Below are 18,199 nucleotides of genomic sequence, written 5' to 3'. Positions count from 1 at the left end.
CTGGCGCGCCTTTTGGGCGAACGGCTTCAGTCAGTTTCATTCATCAGGAAGGGATACATCATGACGGTACTGCATAGCGTGGATTTTTTTCCATCAGGTAAAGCGCCCGTGGCGATTGAACCTCGTCTGCCGCAAGCCGCTTTCCCTGAACATCATCATGATTTCCATGAAATTGTGATTGTGGAACACGGTACGGGCATCCATGTATTCAACGGGCTGCCGTATACCATTAGCGGCGGTACCGTGTGTTTTGTTCGCGATCACGACCGGCATTTATATGAACATACCGACAACTTATGCCTGACGAACGTACTGTGGCGTTCGCCGCAAGCCTTTCAGTTCCTGGCGGGGCTGGAGCAATTGCTGCCGCAGGAGCAGGATGGTTACTATCCTTCTCACTGGCGGGTGAATCAGAGCGCGTTGCAGCAGGTGCGCCAGTTGGTCGGATTGATGGAGCGCGCCGGAGACGGCATGGATGCGCCTGCCGTGGCGAATCGCGAAATTTTGTTTATGCAACTACTGGTATTGTTACGCCGCAGTAGCCTGATGGAAGGCGCGACCGATAACGACGCCAAACTTAACCAACTGATGGCATGGCTGGAAGACCATTTTGCGGAGGAGGTCTGCTGGGAGGCGGTAGCTGAACAGTTTTCGCTGTCGCTACGTACGCTGCATCGTCAGCTTAAGCAGCATACCGGGCTGACGCCGCAACGTTACCTTAATCGCCTGCGTTTGATCAAAGCCCGGCATTTATTGCGCCATAGCGATCATAGCGTGACAGAAATCGCGTATCGCTGCGGTTTTGGCGACAGTAACCACTTTTCGACTCTGTTTCGCCGCGAATTTAACTGGTCGCCGCGGGATATCCGTCAGGGACGCGATGCGATACTCCAGTAACGCAAACGCTATCAACGTTTTTCGTCGCCAATGTGCTGATAATTATACCCTTTAATGCCGGATGGCGGCTGCGCCTTACCTGGCCTACGGCGGCGAGCGGTAGACAGGATAAGCGTAGCGCCAACCGGCAAGCATTCAACGTGAGGTGCTGCGGTGGCAAATCAGTTAATCCTTTTGAAAAAAGATTTTTTTACTGATGAGCAGCAGGCCGTTACGGTTGCCGATCGCTATCCACAGGATGTTTTTGCGGAACATACGCATGAGTTTTGTGAACTGGTGATGGTCTGGCGGGGCAACGGCCTACACGTTCTTAATGACCGTCCATATAGAATTACCCGCGGCGATCTGTTTTACATTCGTGCTGAAGACAAACACTCCTATACCTCCGTTAACGATCTGGTGCTGCAAAATATCATTTACTGCCCGGAGCGTTTGAAACTCAATGTAAACTGGCAGGCGATGATTCCCGGCTTTCAGGGAGCGCAGTGGCATCCTCACTGGCGGCTGGGCAGTATGGGAATGAATCAGGCGCGGCAGGTCATTAACCAGCTTGAACATGAGAATAATGGACGCGATCCGCTGGCGAATGAGATGGCGGAATTGCTGTTTGGTCAACTGGTGATGACGTTAAAACGGCATCGCTACGCGACCGACGATCTTCCGGCAACCTCCAGAGAAACCCTGTTGGATAAATTAATTACCGCTTTGGCTAATAGCCTTGAGCGTCCCTTTGCGTTGGATGCGTTTTGCCAGCAGGAACAATGCAGCGAACGGGTGCTGCGGCAGCAGTTTCGCGCCCAAACCGGGATGACGATTAACCAATACTTACGCCAGATCCGTATCTGCCACGCGCAGTATCTGCTTCAGCATAGCCCGCTGATGGTTAGCGAGATTTCGATGCAGTGCGGTTTTGAAGATAGTAACTATTTTTCAGTGGTGTTCACGCGGGAAACCGGGATGACGCCGAGCCAGTGGCGTCATCTCAGTAATCAAAGCGATTAGCTGGCCATGCCTAAACCGACAATATTCGCCGCGATAATAATTACCACGCAGCCGAGGCTTAAGACGCCAACGGGACGGCGACCAGCATTTTTCCACTCTTTTAGCACCAGACCGACCAGCCCCCCGCACAGCACATAGAAGCTCATGTGCAGCATCCAGCTCATGTAGTCATATTGCGCCGGAATGCGCGCGTGACCCCAGGCATAGAAAAAGAACTGTAAATACCACATCAGACCGCCAAGCGCGGACAGCAGAATATTGCTGATAATCAACGGCCTTGCCAGCGAGAAGTCGGCTTTTATCGACAGATTTTGTACTTTTGCCAGGCGGATAAAACAGAAACCGAGGTTAACCAGCGCGCCGCCGCCCATAATCACTACGTAACTCGGCAGCGCGGCATAGAGCGGGTCAACGCCAAGCGCGGCAGCGGCCTCATGCATCGGTTTAGCCGCGTTCATGGCAAAGGACATCCCCGCCGAGAAAATACCGCACATTACTGCCAGCAGAAGCCCTTTCTTCAGATTGAACTCCTCTGCTTTAATGCCCATTTTGCGTTCTTTTAACTGTCCGGCGCGCGTCACAATTCCGACGCCGATCAGCGCGACAAAAACGCCAAGTAGCGTCATGCGTCCCCCTTCGGTATGGATTAACACCTCGACGTTACCGTTGATGACAGGCGTCATCAGCGTGCCGACGATAAGCGTAATGCCGATAGCGATGCCGATACCCATCGACATCCCGAGATAACGCATGGTCAGACCGTAGTTAATATTGCCGATGCCCCACATGGCGCCGAACAGAAAAACCGGTAAAAGGGTGGAGAGGTTAAATTGTCCATAATAGGCCCAGAAATCGGGCAGTAAGAGGGCGCTAATTGTCCACGGCAGAATAAGCCAGGAGACAATGCCGCCCACTGACCACATGGTTTCCCATGACCACTGTTTCACTTGCTTGAACGGGGCATAGAAGCAGGCTGCACTGGCCGCACCTATCAAATGCCAGAAAATACCCATCGTAATCGCGTTACTCATCACTTAATCCTCGTCGTTTTTATCGTCTTGTTACTGCTGCGATGAGACGAGTGTAAAAAGTGCGCAGATGATTAACCTTTCGCCAGTTGCCGTCGTTCCGATCTTCCTGGCAATCATCAGGATAAGTGGGTGATTTGGCTCACATCTTAGGCAATGTTATGAAAAATTATATCCTTACGAAAAGTACGGCATTGATAATCATTTTCAATATCATTTAATTAACTATAATGAACCAACTGCTTACGCGGCGTTAACACCCGGCCGCTCGACAATACTGGAGAGGAATATGAGTTATACACTGCCATCCCTGCCGTACGCTTATGATGCACTGGAACCGCATTTCGATAAGCAGACGATGGAGATTCACCACACCAAACACCACCAGACTTATGTGAATAACGCCAATGCGGCGCTGGAAAGTCTGCCGGAATTCGCTAACTTGTCTGCTGAAGAGCTGATCACCAAACTGGATCAACTACCCGCGGACAAAAAAACCGTACTGCGCAACAACGCGGGCGGTCACGCTAACCACAGCCTGTTCTGGAAGGGGCTGAAAAAAGGCACCACTCTGCAGGGCGATCTGAAAGCGGCGATCGAGCGTGATTTCGGATCTGTTGAGAAATTCAAAGAAGAGTTTGAAAAAGCGGCCGCCAGCCGTTTTGGTTCTGGCTGGGCGTGGCTGGTGCTGAAAGGCGATAAACTGGCTGTTGTTTCTACCGCTAACCAGGACTCTCCGCTGATGGGCGAAGCCATTTCCGGCGCATCCGGTTTCCCGATCCTGGGTCTGGACGTCTGGGAACACGCTTACTATCTGAAATTCCAGAACCGTCGTCCGGACTATATCAAAGAGTTCTGGAACGTAGTGAACTGGGATGAAGCGGCTGCACGCTTCGCTGCGAAAAAATAAAGTTGCATTGAAGCCCGTGAGAAGCGAGTCTGATGACTCGCTTTTTTTGTATCTGCATAAGGAGTCGCGATGCATTATCCGGTTGAGGTATTCACAGGCAAAATTCAGGATTACGCGGGAAGCCGCCCCAGCGCTATCGCGAAAGTGCAGGTCGATGGCGAACTCATGCTGACGGAGCTGGGTCTGGAAGGTGATGAGCAGGCGGAGAAAAAAATTCACGGCGGTCCCGACCGCGCGCTGTGCCACTATCCGCGCGAGCATTATCGTTACTGGGCGCAGGAGTTTCCGGAACTGGCGGAACGGTTTGTCGCCCCGGCGTTTGGCGAGAACCTTTCCACCGACGGTCTGACCGAGCAAAATGTTTATATCGGCGACATTTTTCGCTGGGGAGAGGCGCTCATTCAGGTAACGCAGCCGCGTTCGCCGTGCTTTAAGCTCAATTACCATTTTGCGATTAGCGACATGGCAAGCCAGATGCAAAACGTGGGTAAAACCGGCTGGCTCTACAGCGTGATAGCGCCAGGCAAGGTAGCGACAGATGCGCCGCTGGCGCTGGTTTCCCGCGTGAGCGATGTCAGCGTGCAGGAGGCGATCGCCATTGCCTGGCATATGCCGTTTGACGATGAGCAGTATCACCGGTTGCTGTCGGCGGCGGGATTATCGAAAAGCTGGACCCGAACCATGCAAAAGCGTCGCCTGAGCGGCAAGATTGAAAATCAGTCACGACGTTTGCAGGGCTGATGTGATGCCCGGTGGCGTTGCGCTTACCGGGCCTACGAGTTCCGTAGGCCGGATAAGGCGCTTACGCCGCCATCCGGCGCCACAGCGTTAATTACGAACGTTTATATAGCGGCAGCCAGATCACTAACCGCAATCCCCCCAGCGGGCTGTCATCCGCTTTCACCCAGCCGCGATGCTGTTGAATGGCGGTTTCGACAATCGCCAGACCCAGGCCGGTACCGCCGGATTCACGGTCGCGCGCCTCATCGGTGCGATAGAAGGGACGGAAGATCTGCTCTCTGTCTTCAGGGCTGACGCCCGGTCCGTCGTCATCGACCGTGATCGTAATACCGTCTTTATCCACCGAGAAGCCGACTTCAATCTTCGTGTGTGAATAGCGCAGCGCATTACGGACAATATTTTCCAGCGCGCTTTCCAGCGCGTTCGGGTTACCATAGAGCGGCCACGGCCCCGGCGGATAATTTACCGTTAACGACTTGCCCATCTGTTCGGCTTCAAAGGCAGCGTTATCCAGCACTTCGCCCCATAGCTGATTAGCTTTCATCGTTTCACTGACCAGCGCGTTTTTCTGTTGGTTACGCGACATCACCAGCAGGTCGTTGATCATGCTGTCCAGACGTTGCGCTTCGGTCTCAATACGCTCCAGCTCTTTGCTTTCGCCGCTACGACGACGCAGCAGCGCGGTACCCAGTTGCAGGCGCGTAAGGGGCGTTCGCAGCTCGTGGGAGATGTCTGACAGCAAACGCTGCTGCGAGGTCATCATCCGTTCCAGCGCCGTCACCATCTGGTTAAAACTGGCGCCAGCGGCGAGGAACTCCTGCGGACCAGCCTCCAGCTCCGGGTGCTGACGCAGGTTGCCTTGCGCCACTTCATCAGCCGCGTTTTTCAACTTACGCGCCGGTTTTGCCAGACTCCACGCCAGCCATAGCAAGAGCGGCGAACTGACCAGCATCGTGACAATCAGCAACAGGAGCGGGCGGTCAAACAGCAGATTAATAAAATCGGATTGTGAACTGCTGGCCGGTCGAATCAGGTAAAGCTGGTAATTGTCTTCTCCATCGCGAACGGAGAATGGCCCGACCATCTCTACGCGGCCATATTTTTTCTTCTGCGGATGATCGGCGTTATCCGCCTGACCAATGAAGTTACGAATGATCTGCATTTCGCTGCGTTCAGCGCCGATCACGCGTCCTTCAGAGGTCACCAGTAATAACCGCTGTCCAGGCGGTGCCCACTTGTCGATCGCGCGGAACAGGCGACGCCACCACATCAGGTCGTTGGGCGGATCGTTCGCAAGTTCAGCTTCTACATGTTGCTCTATCATCAATCCCTGGCGCTGTTCGCTGTCCATCAGCTCGGTCATCTGGCGTGAATCGAGCTTGGGCAACATCAGTACCAGCATTAGCACCAGCGCCAGCGTCAACCAGAAGATGGCGAAGATGCGCGCGGTTAAACTTCCTATCATGAAGCGGAAACCATCAGATAGCCGCGACCACGCAATGTTTTAAACCACGGATGACCGTCTTTGCGTTCCGGCAGTTTGCGGCGCAGGTTAGAAATATGCATATCAATGGCACGATCGAACGGTGTCAGGCGCTTACCCAGCACTTCCTGACTTAAATGTTCACGGGAAACCACCTGGCCGAGGTGTTGCGCCAGCAAATAGAGCAGGGTGAATTCCGTACCGGTCAGTTCCAGCGTTTGGCCATCGAAACTGGCTTCCTGACGGCCAGGATTAAGGCTTAGCGCATCGACTTCCAGCGTCGGCGAGCCATTGTCGCTGCTCTGCTGCTGTTCGCTCCAGTGGGAGCGGCGCAAAATAGCCCTGATGCGCGCTACCAGTTCGCGGTCGTTAAACGGCTTAGGTAAATAGTCGTCCGCGCCCAGCTCAAGGCCGAGAACGCGATCCAGCTCGCTGCCGCGCGCGGTCAGCATAATGACAGGCGTCTGGTGTGTCTGGCGAAGCGCCTTCAACGTATCGATACCGTTTTTCTTCGGCATCATGACGTCAAGCAAAAGTAAATCGATGCTGTCATCCAAAAGCTCAAGCGCCTGCTCGCCGTCGTGGGCCACCAGAACATTAAAACCTTCCATTTCGAGGAGCTCTTTTAACAGGGAAGTCAGCTCTCGGTCATCATCAACTAACAGGATTTTATTCATTGTTTACATACCTCCGAGGCAGAAATTACGTCATCAGGCGTCGCTAATCCATGACTTTACGTTGTTTTACACCCCCTGACGCATGTTTGCAGCCCGAATCGTAAACTGTCTCTCGTTGAATCGCGACAGAAAAGATTTTGGGAGCAAGCGATGCGCAAAGTTACCGCTGCTGTTATGGCCTCAACGCTGGCATTCAGTTTCTTAAGCCACGCAGCTGAAGTTGTTACAAGCGATAACTGGCACCCCGGTGACGGGGCCACGCAGCGTAGCACGCAAAATCATATGTTTGACGGCATAAGTTTAACCGAACATCAGCGTCAACAGATGCGAGATCTTATGCAGCAGGCAAGGCACGAACAGCCTCCTGTTAATGTTAGCGAAATGGAGACAATGCATCGGCTTGTCACCGCAGAAAAATTTGATGAAAGCGCTGTGCGCGCTCAGGCAGAAAAAATGGCGCAAGAGCAGGTTGCCCGCCAGGTCGAAATGGCCCGCGTGCGTAACCAGATGTATCGCCTATTAACGCCGGAGCAGCAAGCGGTTTTGAATGAAAAGCATCAGCAACGAATGGAGCAACTGCGCGACGTGGCGCAATGGCAAAAAAGTTCATCGTTGAAATTATTGAGTAGTAGCAACTCACGTTCCCAGTAACAACCCTGTTTTCCTTGCCATAGACACCATCCCTGTCTTCCCCCACATGATGTGGGGGTTTTTTTATCCCCAATTTGTCATTCTGTTATTAGCTTACTGTTTTAAACCATCCGTTATACTACCGGCAGAAGATAGCGGGAGTATTTATGAATCAAACCTATGGACGGCTGGTCAGCCGGGCGGCTATCGCGGCAACGGCGATGGCATCAGCGTTACTTTTGATCAAAATTTTTGCGTGGTGGTATACGGGCTCGGTGAGTATTCTGGCGGCGTTGGTGGATTCGTTGGTGGATATTGCCGCGTCATTGACGAACTTATTGGTCGTGCGTTATTCGCTGCAACCAGCAGATGATGAACACACGTTTGGTCATGGTAAAGCGGAGTCGCTGGCGGCGCTGGCGCAAAGTATGTTTATTTCCGGTTCGGCGCTGTTTCTATTTTTGACCAGTATCCAGAACCTGATTAAGCCGACGCCAATGAACGACCCCGGCGTGGGGATTGGCGTTACCGTCATCGCTCTGATATGCACTATTATACTGGTCACGTTTCAGCGCTGGGTGGTACGCAAGACCCAAAGTCAGGCGGTACGAGCGGATATGCTTCATTATCAGTCTGATGTTATGATGAACGGAGCGATTCTTATCGCGCTTGGGTTATCCTGGTACGGCTGGCATCGTGCGGATGCCCTGTTTGCGTTAGGTATTGGCATCTATATTTTGTATAGCGCGTTACGTATGGGGTATGAGGCGGTGCAGTCATTATTGGATCGCGCGCTGCCCGATGCGGAACGACAGGAAATTATTGATATCGTGACGTCATGGCCGGGCGTCAGCGGCGCGCACGATCTCCGCACGCGGCAGTCAGGGCCGACCCGCTTTATTCAGATTCATTTGGAAATGGAAGATAATCTGCCGCTCGTTCAGGCGCATTTAGTGGCTGAACAGGTAGAGCAGGCGATTTTGCAGCGTTTTCCGGGTTCAGATGTCATTATTCATCAGGATCCCTGTTCAGTCGTCCCCAGGGAAGGCAAGAAGTTCGAGCTTGTATAATTGATTGTTAAAAAGTGAGCCAGGCCAGCATTTTGTGTATAAATTACCGCCATTTGGCCTGACCTGAATCAATTCAGCAGGAAGGGATTGTTATACTATCTGTATATTCGTTGGATCGTTTCGAAGTGCGAAATCGGCTTCCGGCAATAGATTTCATTTTGCATTCCAAAGTTCAGAGGTAGTCATGATTAAGAAAATCGGTGTGTTGACAAGCGGCGGTGATGCGCCGGGCATGAACGCGGCAATCCGCGGTGTTGTGCGCGCAGCGTTGACGGAAGGGCTGGAAGTCATGGGCATTTATGACGGCTATCTGGGCCTGTATGAAGATCGTATGGTTCAGCTTGACCGTTACAGCGTATCTGACATGATCAACCGTGGCGGTACTTTCCTCGGCTCCGCCCGTTTCCCGGAATTCCGTGACGAAAATATTCGCGCTGTCGCGATCGAAAACCTGAAAAAACGTGGCATCGATGCGCTGGTGGTTATTGGCGGCGATGGTTCTTATCTGGGTGCAAAACGTCTGACTGAAATGGGCTTCCCGTGCATCGGTCTGCCAGGCACTATCGATAACGATATCAAAGGCACCGACTACACTATCGGCTATTTCACTGCTCTTGGCACCGTGGTGGAAGCGATTGACCGTCTGCGTGACACCTCCTCTTCTCACCAGCGTATCTCTATCGTTGAAGTGATGGGGCGTTATTGCGGCGACCTGACGTTGGCGGCGGCTATTGCCGGCGGCTGTGAGTTTATCGTGGTGCCGGAAGTTGAATTTAATCGCGAGGATCTGGTGGCGGAAATCAAAGCCGGTATCGCGAAAGGTAAAAAACACGCTATCGTCGCTATCACCGAACATATGTGCGATGTTGACGAACTGGCGCACTTTATTGAAAAAGAAACGGGTCGTGAAACGCGTGCGACGGTGCTGGGCCACATCCAGCGCGGCGGTTCTCCCGTACCTTACGATCGCATTCTGGCTTCCCGCATGGGCGCTTATGCTATTGACCTGCTTCTGGAAGGCCACGGTGGTCGTTGTGTCGGTATCCAGAACGAGCAGCTTGTTCATCATGACATCATCGATGCGATTGAAAACATGAAGCGTCCGTTCAAAAGCGACTGGATGGAGTGCGCGAAAAAACTGTACTAAGTTTTGGCGACGTAAATTGCCTGAAGGCGCTGTGCTTATCCGGCCTACAAGTTACGTGTAGGTCGGATAAGTCGCAAGCCGCCAAAAATCCCTCTGTTACATATTCCCCTCTGTTATAGCCAATCTTTTTTTATTCTTTAATGTTTGGATCGCTTTCTGGCACGCTTTGCTCATCACAACACAACATAAGCGAGTCGGGCGATGAAAAAGTGGGGCGTGGGATTCACATTATTGCTGGCGTCAACCAGCGTTCTGGCAAAGGATATTCAGCTACTTAACGTGTCTTACGATCCAACGCGCGAACTGTACGAACAGTACAACAAAGCGTTTAGCGCGCACTGGAAACAGGAGACCGGCGATAATGTGATTATCCGTCAGTCGCACGGCGGCTCAGGCAAACAGGCTACGTCGGTGATTAACGGTATTGATGCGGATGTCGTTACGCTGGCGCTGGCCTAGGATGTTGATGCCATTGCCGAGCGTGGGCGCATTGATAAGGCCTGGATCAAACGCCTGCCGGACAATTCTGCGCCGTATACGTCCACCATTGTCTTCCTGGTGCGCAAGGGCAATCCAAAACAAATTCATGACTGGAACGATCTGATTAAACCCGGAGTGTCGGTGATTACGCCAAACCCGAAGAGCTCCGGCGGCGCTCGCTGGAACTATCTGGCGGCATGGGGTTATGCCCTGCATCATAACAATAATGACCAGGTCAAAGCGCAGGATTTTGTCAAAGCGCTATATAAGAACGTCGAGGTGTTAGACTCCGGCGCACGCGGCTCAACCAATACCTTTGTGGAACGCGGGATCGGCGATGTATTAATCGCCTGGGAAAACGAAGCGTTGCTGGCGACGCACGAGCTGGGCAAAGACCAGTTCGAGATTATCACGCCTGGCGAATCCATTCTGGCGGAGCCGACCGTGTCCGTGGTCGATAAAGTCGTTGAGAAGAAAGGGACGAATGCGGTGGCGGAAGCATATCTCAAGTACCTCTATTCGCCGGAAGGCCAGACAATTGCGGCAAAAAATTATTATCGTCCGCGCGATGCTGACGTGGCGAAAAAATACGACGATGCGTTTCCGAAGCTGAAGCTGTTCACCATTGACGAGGTGTTTGGCGGCTGGGCAAAGGCGCAAAAAGATCACTTCTCTAATGGCGGTACGTTCGACCAAATCAGCAAACGCTAAACCGTTTATAAACCCGGTAACGTATTATGTTGCCGGGTTTTTTCTTTGCCATAATTTTGCGTTACTCTTCTCCGTCTATGAGACACAGGGAACGCATAACATGAAAAAAACAGGCTACTTTTTACTGGCGGTGATAGTGATTGTCGCCGCGGCGGGCGTCGGTTACTGGAAATTTTCCGGCAATCCTGATGCATTACGGGAAATCGTTCTTGAACAGTGCCTGCCCGATCAGTTACAGCATCAAAATCCAGCGCCCTGCGCGGAAGTCAAACCTCGCGCTGGCGACGCAGCGTAATTTATTGACCCTCAATCGCGCTTCTGCTGAGGAAATTCAGGATCATCAGTGTGAGATTCTGAAGTAACTCTGGCGATTCTGGCGTTTACTCTACGTGCCTGTCCCCGTATTCTTGTTGAAAAAAACAACAGGAGACAGGCATGTCGCTCTGGCTTTCGCACCCTCTGTTTCTTCCTTCGCTGGTTGTCGGCATTACTATCCTGCTTTGGGCTACTTCGTTGCTGCCGGAATTTATTACCGCACTGCTCTTTTTTACCATAGCGATGGCGGCGAAAATTGCTCCGCCGGATACGATCTTCGGCGGTTTTGCCTCTTCAGCTTTCTGGCTGGTATTCAGCGGATTCGTACTGGGAATCGCGATTCGTAAAACCGGGTTGGCGGACAGAGCGGCGCGCGCATTATCGGCTAAATTAACGGACTCCTGGTTTCTGATGGTTAGCAGTGTGGTGTTGCTTAGCTATGCTCTGGCGTTTGTGATGCCCTCAAATATGGGACGTATTGCGCTGCTAATGCCGATTGTCGCGGCGATGGCGAAACGCGCCGGAATAGCGGATGGCACCCGCGCCTGGTATGGATTGGCACTGGCCGTCGGGTTTGGCACCTTCCAGCTTTCCGCCACCATTTTGCCTGCGAACGTGCCCAACCTGGTGATGAGCGGCGCGGCAGAAGGCTCTTATGGCATCCACCTGAACTATGTGCCGTATTTACTGCTGCATACGCCGGTGCTGGGATGGTTAAAAGGCATCGTATTAATCGCCCTGATTTGCTGGCTATTTCCCGGTGCGCCCCATGCGCAGCACGAGGCAGCGCCGCCTGCGCCAATGAGCCGCAATGAAAAGCGGCTGGCGTGGATGTTGGCGGTGGTGTTGACGATGTGGGTAACGGAAAGCTGGCACGGCATTGGCCCAGCCTGGACCGGTCTGGCGGCAGCGGTAGTGACGATGTTGCCGCGAGTAGGTTTTATCAGCGGGGATGAGTTTGCCAGTGGTATTAATATTCGCGCCTGTATTTATGTCGCCGGGATTCTGGGGCTGGCGCTCACCGTAACGCAAACCGGTATTGGTAATGCGGTGGGGGAAACATTACTGCGCGTTATGCCATTAGATACGCAAAAACCGTTTACCAGTTTCCTTGCGCTCACGGGTATCACGACGGTACTGAATTTTATTATGACCGCTAACGGCGTACCGGCGCTCTATACGACTTTGGCGGAAAGTTTTGCAGATGCTACCGGTTTTCCACTGTTATCGGTCATTATGATTCAGGTGCTGGGTTATTCCACGCCGCTATTACCGTATCAGGCGTCGCCGATTGTTGTTGCGATGGCGTTAGGAAAGGTGCCGGCAAGGGCGGGAATGTTACTGTGTCTGGCGCTGGCGGCGGTGACGTATCTGGTACTGCTACCACTGGATTACGCCTGGTTTCGAGTTCTGGGTAAATTATAGTTTTAACGGACTGTTAATTTTTTGTTTTGTGAGAGGGTGAATTGTTTTATTTGCATCGATGCCGGTTAATACTGGTGCGCAGATGTGTGCGCTGGAAACTCAAGGATTGATTCATGGACAGATTGACCCCCATTCGCTGTTGGCCTGCCATCATTTCGATCGTGATTACTCTGACCATCTGGTTTGTTATCCCTTGTCCTGCGAATGTGACTCCACAGGCATGGCAACTGCTGGCGTTGTTTATCGGTACTATCGCGGCGATTATCGGGAAAGCCATGCCTATTGGCGCTATTGCGATTGTGGCGATTATGCTGGTGGCAATGACCGGCGTCACCCATCCCGGTAAACCTTCAGCGGCGCTGAACGATGCGCTGAGCGGTTTTTCTAATCAACTTATCTGGCTGATTGGCTTATCCATCATGCTGTCGCAAAGTTTGTTGAAAACGGGACTGGGCGCGCGTATAGGCTATGGGTTTATTGCTCTGTTTGGTAAAAGAACGTTGGGGATCGCCTGGGCATTAACGCTGGCAGAAACCCTGATTGCGCCGGTGACGCCAAGTAATACCGCGCGTGGTGGCGGCATTATTCACCCGGTGATGCGGGCGATTGCGGAAAGTCTTGGTTCCGAGCCTGGAAACCGTGAGAATGGCGCGACGGGCCGTTACCTCGCGCTGGTGAATTACAATATTAATCCGATCAGTTCGGCGATGTTTATCACTGCAACCGCGCCTAACCCGTTAATTGTCAGTTTCTTGACCAAAGGGACGGACGGGGTACTGAATATGACCTGGGGAATGTGGGCTATCGCCGCGCTCCTTCCTGCGGTGGTATCGCTGGTTGTGATGCCCATTGTGATCTGGTGGCTCTACCCGCCTGCCGTTACGCGTACGCCGGATGCGCCGCAGTTCGCCCGACAAAAGCTAACTGCGCTTGGCCCTCTCTCGCTGGCAGAGAAAATCACCCTCGCGGTTTTTATTTTGCTGCTTTGCCTGTGGGCTGGCGTTCCTGCCATGCTCATGGGGAGCGGCTGGACCGTCAATCCTACCAGCGCCGCATTAATTGGCTTATCAATTCTGTTACTGACGGGAGTATTAAGCTGGGACGACATTCTGAAATGTCGTGGGGCGTGGGATACTATTGTCTGGTTCGCCGCGCTGGTGATGATGGCTGATTTTCTCAGCAAGCTGGGGTTGGTCGGTTGGCTGGCGACCAGCGTCGGTAGCGCCATCAACCATCTCGGCGTGCACTGGAGCATAGCAACGCTACTGCTGATCCTGCTTTACGTTTATTCGCATTACTTTTTCGCCAGTACCACGGCGCATATTACCGCGATGTTTGCTGCGTTCTTCGCCGCGGGATTGGGTCTCGGCGCGCCGCCGGCGCTGCTTGGGCTGATGCTTGGTTTCTCTTCCTCGTTGATGATGTCGCTGACGCACTATGGCACGGGCACCGCGCCCATTATCTTTGGCTCTGGCTATGTTACGTTGGCGGAGTGGTGGAAAACGGGGCTGGTGATGAGTGTAGTCAACCTGACTATCTGGGGCGTGACCGGTGCCTTCTGGTGGCACTGGTTGGGATATTGGTGACACGATAATAACGGGAGGTGAGTTCCTCCCGTCGCAACAACTTAAGCCTGTTTAGCAGCTTCTGCTGCTTTCACGATCACCGCGAAAGCGTCAGCTTTCAGAGAAGCACCGCCTACCAGTGCGCCGTCGATGTCCGGCTGCGCGAACAGTTCGGCTGCGTTGGACGCGTTGACGGAACCGCCGTACTGGATAATGACCTGCTCAGCGATTTTAGCGTCAGCTTTGGCAATGTGGTCGCGGATGAATTTGTGTACCGCCTGCGCCTGAGCCGGGGTCGCAGATTTACCGGTGCCGATCGCCCATACGGGTTCGTAAGCGATAACCACGCCTTCAAAGGCCGCCGCGCCCTGCGTTTTCAGTACCGCGTCGATCTGGCGTGCGCACACTTCTTCTGTTTTGCCCGCTTCGTTTTCCGCTTCGGTTTCACCGATACACAGTACCGGCGTCAGACCTTGTTCTTTCAGCACGGCGAATTTTTTGGCGATCAGCTCGTCAGATTCTTTGTGATAAGTACGACGCTCGGAGTGACCGATAATGATGTATTGCGCGCCGATATCCTTCAGCATTTCAGCCGAAGTTTCACCGGTGAATGCGCCAGACAGGTTCAGATCAACGTTCTGCGCGCCCAGCATGATGTGGCTGCCGGCAGCAGCGCGTTTCGCCAGATCGATATACATTTCCGGCGGAGCGATTGCCACGTCGCAGCCTGCTACGCCCGCCAGTTCTTTACGCAGGTTAGCCACCAGTTCGTTTACCATGTGGCGGCTGCCGTTCAGTTTCCAGTTACCCATCACTAAAGGATGTCGCATTTCATTTCTCCACGCTTAGTCAGCGAATTAAGGAAGATGGCCGCTCGTCAGAGCAGCATGGTCTGTGAAACAGTATAGAGATTCATCCCCGGAAAGGCTTTGCTTTTTGTCATCAATTCGCCCCTTCCAGATTTTCAGATAACGTCAGCTTAATCGGTTCAACCGCGAAGGTCAGCCCCTTTTCGCCGTTATCTGCGACAACATAACGTACCGCGCCTTCGGTCTCAGCGTAATAGTGTTTACCTTTACCGGCGATAAGCATCTTTTGCAGTTTTTTCTGGCTTTGCTCTTTTGTCAGCAACGGGGCGACAGTGCGAATAATGGCGGCCATATATTCCAGCGCTTTCGCTTTCGCCGCTTTCTGTTCCGGCCCCTGAATTGGCAGCCAGGTAATCTGCATACTTTTCACTTTGAGCGTACCGCGCTCCAGCGCCGTGGAGGCATACAGATTTTCGTTAATCTTACTGGCGGCGCGGGTCAGATTCGCTTTATCGCGGCTATTCTCAATGGCACGAAATTCATTGAGCGGCAGATCGGGATTCTGGCGGTTAAAGTTCTCACGAAACTGGCTAATAGAGAGATCAAAGGTCGGCGAGCCCGCCAGCAGATAGGGCGCTGTCGTGGTCAATGAAGAGAGCTGCGCGCGCGCCGTTATGCTGGTGGTGAGAGCAGAAAACAACAGTAAAAACAGAGTACATCCTGGCTTCATCAATCTTACCTTTCGTTAGGACTGCTCACGATTAAAACGATAACTGTCAGGCTTGTCAAAAGGGTAAACTGTAGCGGAAGGAAAAATATAAGGAACTTACATGACCATACAGCAATGGTTATTCTCATTTAAAGGGCGTATTGGGCGCCGTGATTTCTGGATTTGGATCGGCCTCTGGTTTGCCGGGATGCTGGCGCTATTTTCGCTGGCGGGGAAAAATCTGCTTGATATTCAAACGGCGGCATTTTGCCTGGTGTGCCTGCTGTGGCCGACCGCTGCCGTCATGGTCAAGCGTCTGCATGACCGGGGGCGCTCCGGCGCGTGGGCGTTGCTGATGATTCTGGCGTGGATGCTGCTGGCCGGAAACTGGATGATGCTGCCGGGGATGTGGCAGTGGGTCGTCGGGCGATTTATTCCGACGCTGATCCTGGTGATGATGCTTATCGATCTGGGCGCGTTTGTCGGTGTTCAGGGGGAAAATAAGTTTGGGAAATCGACACAGGACGTGAAGTTTAAAGCAGAACCGTAAACGGGCGGTAAACCGTAATTTGCCCGGTGGCGCTGACGCTTACCGGGCCTATGGATTGGTGATGATTTGTGGGCCGGATAAGGCGCACAAATCATCCGGCAAAACATCACCAGTAATGTTCAGCCGTCATATGTCCCGGTCGGCGGCGCAGATGTTTAGTCATCTGTCGGGTCTCTTTCAGCAGTTGCTGCGTATCGCGCACCATCTGCGGGTTACCGCACAGCATGACATGGCTGGTCTCTTTATCCATCGGCAATCCCACGGCTTTTTCCAGCTCGCCGTTTTCAATGAGCGCAGGCACACGTCCGGTAAGCGAGCCTGGCACGCTCTCCCGGCTGACCACCGTTTGGATACGCAGCTTGCCTTCATAACGCTGTTGCAGTTCCAGCATTAGCGGCAGATAGCTTAAATCGGCGGCGAAGCGTGCGGCATGAACTAAGACCATATTTTTAAAGCGCGCTACATCCTGGCCATATTGCAGAATAGACAAATACGGACCGATAGCGGTTCCAGTCGCCAGCATCCATAGCGTCTCGCAGTCAGGCACTTCATCCAGTACAAAGAAACCCGACGCGTCGCTGACCACTTGCACCTCATCGCCAGGTTTTAGCGCCGCCAGCCGCGGGCTGAGCTTTCCTTGCGGAACTGTAACCAGATAAAACTCTAAATTCGGATTGTCAGGCGCATTCACATAGGAATACGCGCGCTGAACGCGCTCGCCATCGATCTCCAGTCCGAGTTTGGTAAATTGGCCTGCAGTGAAAGGATTAATGGGGGCGTGAACGGTCAGGCTGAACAGTGCGTCAGTCCAGTTTTGCACCTTAGTGACTTTACCTGTTACCCAATCGGCCATGGTTTTCTCCTGTTCTGAATCGCTAACCTTATCTTCGTTCGTCAGGAGAAAGATTTCCAGCCCCGCGAGGCTGGAAGGCTCTAACTAACAAATGCGCTAGAGGATATGCGCCTGCACATCCGGATCTTTACGATCAAGGTAGTGGATTGACTGAATGCGGCGGATAGTGCGTGATTTGCCGCGGATCAGCAGCGTTTCCGTCGTGGCGATATTGCCTTTCCGGCTAATTCCTTCCAGCAGATCGCCTTTCGTGATGCCAGTCGCGGAGAAAATAACGTTATCGCTACGCGCCATGTCGCCCAGGCATAACGCCTTGCCCGCTTCAATCCCCATAGCTTTGCAGCGCGCCAGTTCCTGTTCGCCAATGCGGCGGTTTTCTTCGCTGTCGCCTTTCACGTCATGGCGTGCCAGCAGACGTCCCTGCATGTCGCCGTCCAGCGCGCGGATCACCGCTGCGGATACCACGCCCTCTGGCGCGCCGCCAATCCCGTACAGCACGTCGACTTCGCTATCCGGCATACAGGTCAGAATTGAGGCCGCGACGTCGCCGTCAGGAATGGCAAATACGCGCACGCCCAGTTTGGCCATCTCTGCGATGACCTCGTCATGACGCGGTTTTGCCAGAATGGTCACGGTCAGATCGCCAAGCGGTTTACCCAGCGCATCCGCGATGTTGCGCAGGTTATCCGCCAGCGGCAGATTGAGATCGATTGCCCCTTTGGCGCCCGGACCGACAATCAGTTTTTCCATATACATATCGGGCGCATTCAGGAAACAGCCTTTATCGCCGACCGCCAGTACCGCCAGCGCGTTCGCCTGGCCCATCGCCGTCATGCGCGTGCCCTCAATCGGATCGACGGCGATATCTACTGCATCGCCGTGGCCTGTACCGACTTTCTCGCCGATATAGAGCATCGGGGCCTCGTCGATTTCGCCTTCGCCAATCACGATGGTGCCGTCAATGTTGACCTGGTTGAGCATGATACGCATGGCGTTGACCGCCGCGCCGTCCGCGATATTTTTATCGCCGCGTCCCAGCCATTTGTAGCCAGCCAGCGCCGCCGCTTCGGTTACACGGGAAAATTCGATGGCAAGTTCTCGTCTCATAACAAACTCGTAGCAGAAAGGAATGGCGCGCAGTGTAGCACAGGGGAGGGAGGGAATAATTGATGTGTGTGCGGAGTTGCCTCCGCACAA

General features: G+C 53.3%; 17 protein-coding genes and 3 pseudogenes. 13 read left to right on the top strand and 7 right to left on the bottom strand.

Annotation, left to right across the window (positions count from 1 at the left end):
• Positions 1–60: 60 nt before the first annotated feature.
• Together rhaS and rhaR are read left to right on the top strand one after the other, a co-directional pair.
• Complete coding sequence (gene rhaS, locus ACE15A_RS22135) at positions 61–897, top strand: HTH-type transcriptional activator RhaS (protein WP_053509983.1); 837 nt, start codon at positions 61–63, stop codon at positions 895–897.
• A gap of 153 nt (positions 898–1,050) precedes the next feature.
• The gene (rhaR, locus tag ACE15A_RS22130) at positions 1,051–1,899 is read left to right on the top strand and encodes an HTH-type transcriptional activator RhaR (protein ID WP_053509986.1); all 849 of its coding nucleotides are present in this window, start codon (positions 1,051–1,053) and stop codon (positions 1,897–1,899) included.
• On the opposite strand, the gene rhaT is transcribed toward rhaR, so the two are convergent.
• A complete protein-coding gene (gene rhaT / locus ACE15A_RS22125) occupies positions 1,896–2,930 on the bottom strand; it encodes an L-rhamnose/proton symporter RhaT (RefSeq protein WP_023249132.1) in 1,035 nt (344 codons plus the stop codon). The two genes, rhaR and rhaT, sit on opposite strands and share 4 nt — an antisense overlap.
• Before the next feature lie 286 nt (positions 2,931–3,216).
• On the opposite strand from rhaT, the gene sodA reads away from it, so the two are divergent.
• Both sodA and yiiM read left to right on the top strand, forming a co-directional pair.
• Positions 3,217–3,837 (top strand): superoxide dismutase [Mn], encoded by a 621-nt coding sequence (sodA, locus tag ACE15A_RS22120; RefSeq protein ID WP_023249133.1) that lies wholly within the window; start codon positions 3,217–3,219, stop codon positions 3,835–3,837.
• Between the two features lie 69 nt (positions 3,838–3,906).
• Positions 3,907–4,578 (top strand): 6-hydroxyaminopurine reductase, encoded by a 672-nt coding sequence (yiiM, locus tag ACE15A_RS22115; RefSeq protein WP_023249134.1) that lies wholly within the window; start codon positions 3,907–3,909, stop codon positions 4,576–4,578.
• A gap of 91 nt (positions 4,579–4,669) precedes the next feature.
• On the opposite strand, the gene cpxA is transcribed toward yiiM, so the two are convergent.
• Together cpxA and cpxR are read right to left on the bottom strand one after the other, a co-directional pair.
• On the bottom strand, positions 4,670–6,043 hold the full coding sequence (gene cpxA, locus ACE15A_RS22110; protein ID WP_000580434.1) for an envelope stress sensor histidine kinase CpxA: 1,374 nt from the start codon (positions 6,041–6,043) through the stop codon (positions 4,670–4,672).
• A complete protein-coding gene (gene cpxR / locus ACE15A_RS22105) occupies positions 6,040–6,738 on the bottom strand; it encodes an envelope stress response regulator transcription factor CpxR (RefSeq protein WP_001033731.1) in 699 nt (232 codons plus the stop codon). Before cpxR ends, cpxA begins: the two co-directional genes overlap by 4 nt.
• Before the next feature lie 150 nt (positions 6,739–6,888).
• Between cpxR and cpxP the strand changes: the two genes are divergently transcribed.
• The 8 genes and pseudogenes from cpxP (at position 6,889) to ACE15A_RS22065 (ending at position 14,102) form a co-directional block, all read left to right on the top strand.
• A complete protein-coding gene (cpxP, locus tag ACE15A_RS22100) occupies positions 6,889–7,389 on the top strand; it encodes a cell-envelope stress modulator CpxP (protein WP_053509988.1) in 501 nt (166 codons plus the stop codon).
• Positions 7,390–7,535: 146 nt separating this feature from the next.
• Complete coding sequence (gene fieF, locus ACE15A_RS22095) at positions 7,536–8,438, top strand: CDF family cation-efflux transporter FieF (protein ID WP_023249136.1); 903 nt, start codon at positions 7,536–7,538, stop codon at positions 8,436–8,438.
• A 184-nt stretch (positions 8,439–8,622) separates the two neighbouring features.
• Positions 8,623–9,585, top strand: a complete 963-nt coding sequence (pfkA, locus tag ACE15A_RS22090; RefSeq protein ID WP_023249137.1) for a 6-phosphofructokinase — start codon at positions 8,623–8,625, stop codon at positions 9,583–9,585.
• A gap of 201 nt (positions 9,586–9,786) precedes the next feature.
• Positions 9,787–10,776, top strand: a pseudogene (locus ACE15A_RS22085) (sulfate ABC transporter substrate-binding protein).
• A 100-nt stretch (positions 10,777–10,876) separates the two neighbouring features.
• A pseudogene (locus ACE15A_RS22080) lies at positions 10,877–11,059 on the top strand (CDP-diacylglycerol diphosphatase); the annotation flags it as partial.
• A pseudogene (locus ACE15A_RS22075) lies at positions 11,049–11,138 on the top strand (CDP-diacylglycerol diphosphatase); the annotation flags it as partial. The pseudogenes ACE15A_RS22080 and ACE15A_RS22075, both read left to right, overlap by 11 nt.
• 73 nt (positions 11,139–11,211) lie before the next feature.
• Entirely contained in the window at positions 11,212–12,516 is a 1,305-nt protein-coding gene (locus tag ACE15A_RS22070; protein ID WP_053528785.1) for an SLC13 family permease, read from the top strand.
• 113 nt (positions 12,517–12,629) lie between these two features.
• The gene (locus ACE15A_RS22065) at positions 12,630–14,102 is read left to right on the top strand and encodes a DASS family sodium-coupled anion symporter (protein WP_053509992.1); all 1,473 of its coding nucleotides are present in this window, start codon (positions 12,630–12,632) and stop codon (positions 14,100–14,102) included.
• A gap of 41 nt (positions 14,103–14,143) precedes the next feature.
• On the opposite strand, the gene tpiA is transcribed toward ACE15A_RS22065, so the two are convergent.
• Together tpiA and ACE15A_RS22055 are read right to left on the bottom strand one after the other, a co-directional pair.
• Complete coding sequence (gene tpiA / locus ACE15A_RS22060) at positions 14,144–14,911, bottom strand: triose-phosphate isomerase (RefSeq protein ID WP_023249142.1); 768 nt, start codon at positions 14,909–14,911, stop codon at positions 14,144–14,146.
• 112 nt (positions 14,912–15,023) lie between these two features.
• A complete protein-coding gene (locus tag ACE15A_RS22055) occupies positions 15,024–15,620 on the bottom strand; it encodes a YiiQ family protein (protein WP_023249143.1) in 597 nt (198 codons plus the stop codon).
• A 100-nt stretch (positions 15,621–15,720) separates the two neighbouring features.
• Between ACE15A_RS22055 and ACE15A_RS22050 the strand changes: the two genes are divergently transcribed.
• A complete protein-coding gene (locus ACE15A_RS22050; protein ID WP_053509994.1) occupies positions 15,721–16,149 on the top strand; it encodes a DUF805 domain-containing protein in 429 nt (142 codons plus the stop codon).
• A 106-nt stretch (positions 16,150–16,255) separates the two neighbouring features.
• On the opposite strand, the gene fpr is transcribed toward ACE15A_RS22050, so the two are convergent.
• Both fpr and glpX read right to left on the bottom strand, forming a co-directional pair.
• The gene (gene fpr / locus ACE15A_RS22045; protein WP_053509995.1) at positions 16,256–17,002 is read right to left on the bottom strand and encodes a ferredoxin--NADP(+) reductase; all 747 of its coding nucleotides are present in this window, start codon (positions 17,000–17,002) and stop codon (positions 16,256–16,258) included.
• Between the two features lie 96 nt (positions 17,003–17,098).
• Positions 17,099–18,109, bottom strand: coding sequence for a class II fructose-bisphosphatase (gene glpX, locus ACE15A_RS22040; protein WP_001250615.1), 1,011 nt, complete (start codon positions 18,107–18,109; stop codon positions 17,099–17,101).
• Positions 18,110–18,199: the final 90 nt, after the last annotated feature.

Source organism: Salmonella sp. HY31, from assembly GCF_042604575.1.
GTDB classification, from domain to species: Bacteria; Pseudomonadota; Gammaproteobacteria; order Enterobacterales; family Enterobacteriaceae; genus Salmonella; species Salmonella diarizonae.
Note: the sequence above shows the minus strand (reverse complement) of the source record. Positions and strands in the feature narration are given on the sequence as shown.

Bases quoted from the DNA above. Each gene is read 5' to 3' on its own strand.
- cpxR (WP_001033731.1), bottom strand. From the start codon at position 6,738: ATGAATAAAATCCTGTTAGTTGATGATGACCGAGAGCTGACTTCCCTG.
- glpX (WP_001250615.1), bottom strand. From the start codon at position 18,109: ATGAGACGAGAACTTGCCATCGAATTTTCCCGTGTAACCGAAGCGGCG.
- ACE15A_RS22055 (WP_023249143.1), bottom strand. From the start codon at position 15,620: ATGAAGCCAGGATGTACTCTGTTTTTACTGTTGTTTTCTGCTCTCACC.
- ACE15A_RS22065 (WP_053509992.1), top strand. From the start codon at position 12,630: ATGGACAGATTGACCCCCATTCGCTGTTGGCCTGCCATCATTTCGATC.
- cpxA (WP_000580434.1), bottom strand. From the start codon at position 6,043: ATGATAGGAAGTTTAACCGCGCGCATCTTCGCCATCTTCTGGTTGACG.
- fpr (WP_053509995.1), bottom strand. From the start codon at position 17,002: ATGGCCGATTGGGTAACAGGTAAAGTCACTAAGGTGCAAAACTGGACT.
- pfkA (WP_023249137.1), top strand. From the start codon at position 8,623: ATGATTAAGAAAATCGGTGTGTTGACAAGCGGCGGTGATGCGCCGGGC.
- rhaS (WP_053509983.1), top strand. From the start codon at position 61: ATGACGGTACTGCATAGCGTGGATTTTTTTCCATCAGGTAAAGCGCCC.
- sodA (WP_023249133.1), top strand. From the start codon at position 3,217: ATGAGTTATACACTGCCATCCCTGCCGTACGCTTATGATGCACTGGAA.
- ACE15A_RS22070 (WP_053528785.1), top strand. From the start codon at position 11,212: ATGTCGCTCTGGCTTTCGCACCCTCTGTTTCTTCCTTCGCTGGTTGTC.
- rhaT (WP_023249132.1), bottom strand. From the start codon at position 2,930: ATGAGTAACGCGATTACGATGGGTATTTTCTGGCATTTGATAGGTGCG.
- fieF (WP_023249136.1), top strand. From the start codon at position 7,536: ATGAATCAAACCTATGGACGGCTGGTCAGCCGGGCGGCTATCGCGGCA.
- ACE15A_RS22050 (WP_053509994.1), top strand. From the start codon at position 15,721: ATGACCATACAGCAATGGTTATTCTCATTTAAAGGGCGTATTGGGCGC.
- tpiA (WP_023249142.1), bottom strand. From the start codon at position 14,911: ATGCGACATCCTTTAGTGATGGGTAACTGGAAACTGAACGGCAGCCGC.
- yiiM (WP_023249134.1), top strand. From the start codon at position 3,907: ATGCATTATCCGGTTGAGGTATTCACAGGCAAAATTCAGGATTACGCG.
- cpxP (WP_053509988.1), top strand. From the start codon at position 6,889: ATGCGCAAAGTTACCGCTGCTGTTATGGCCTCAACGCTGGCATTCAGT.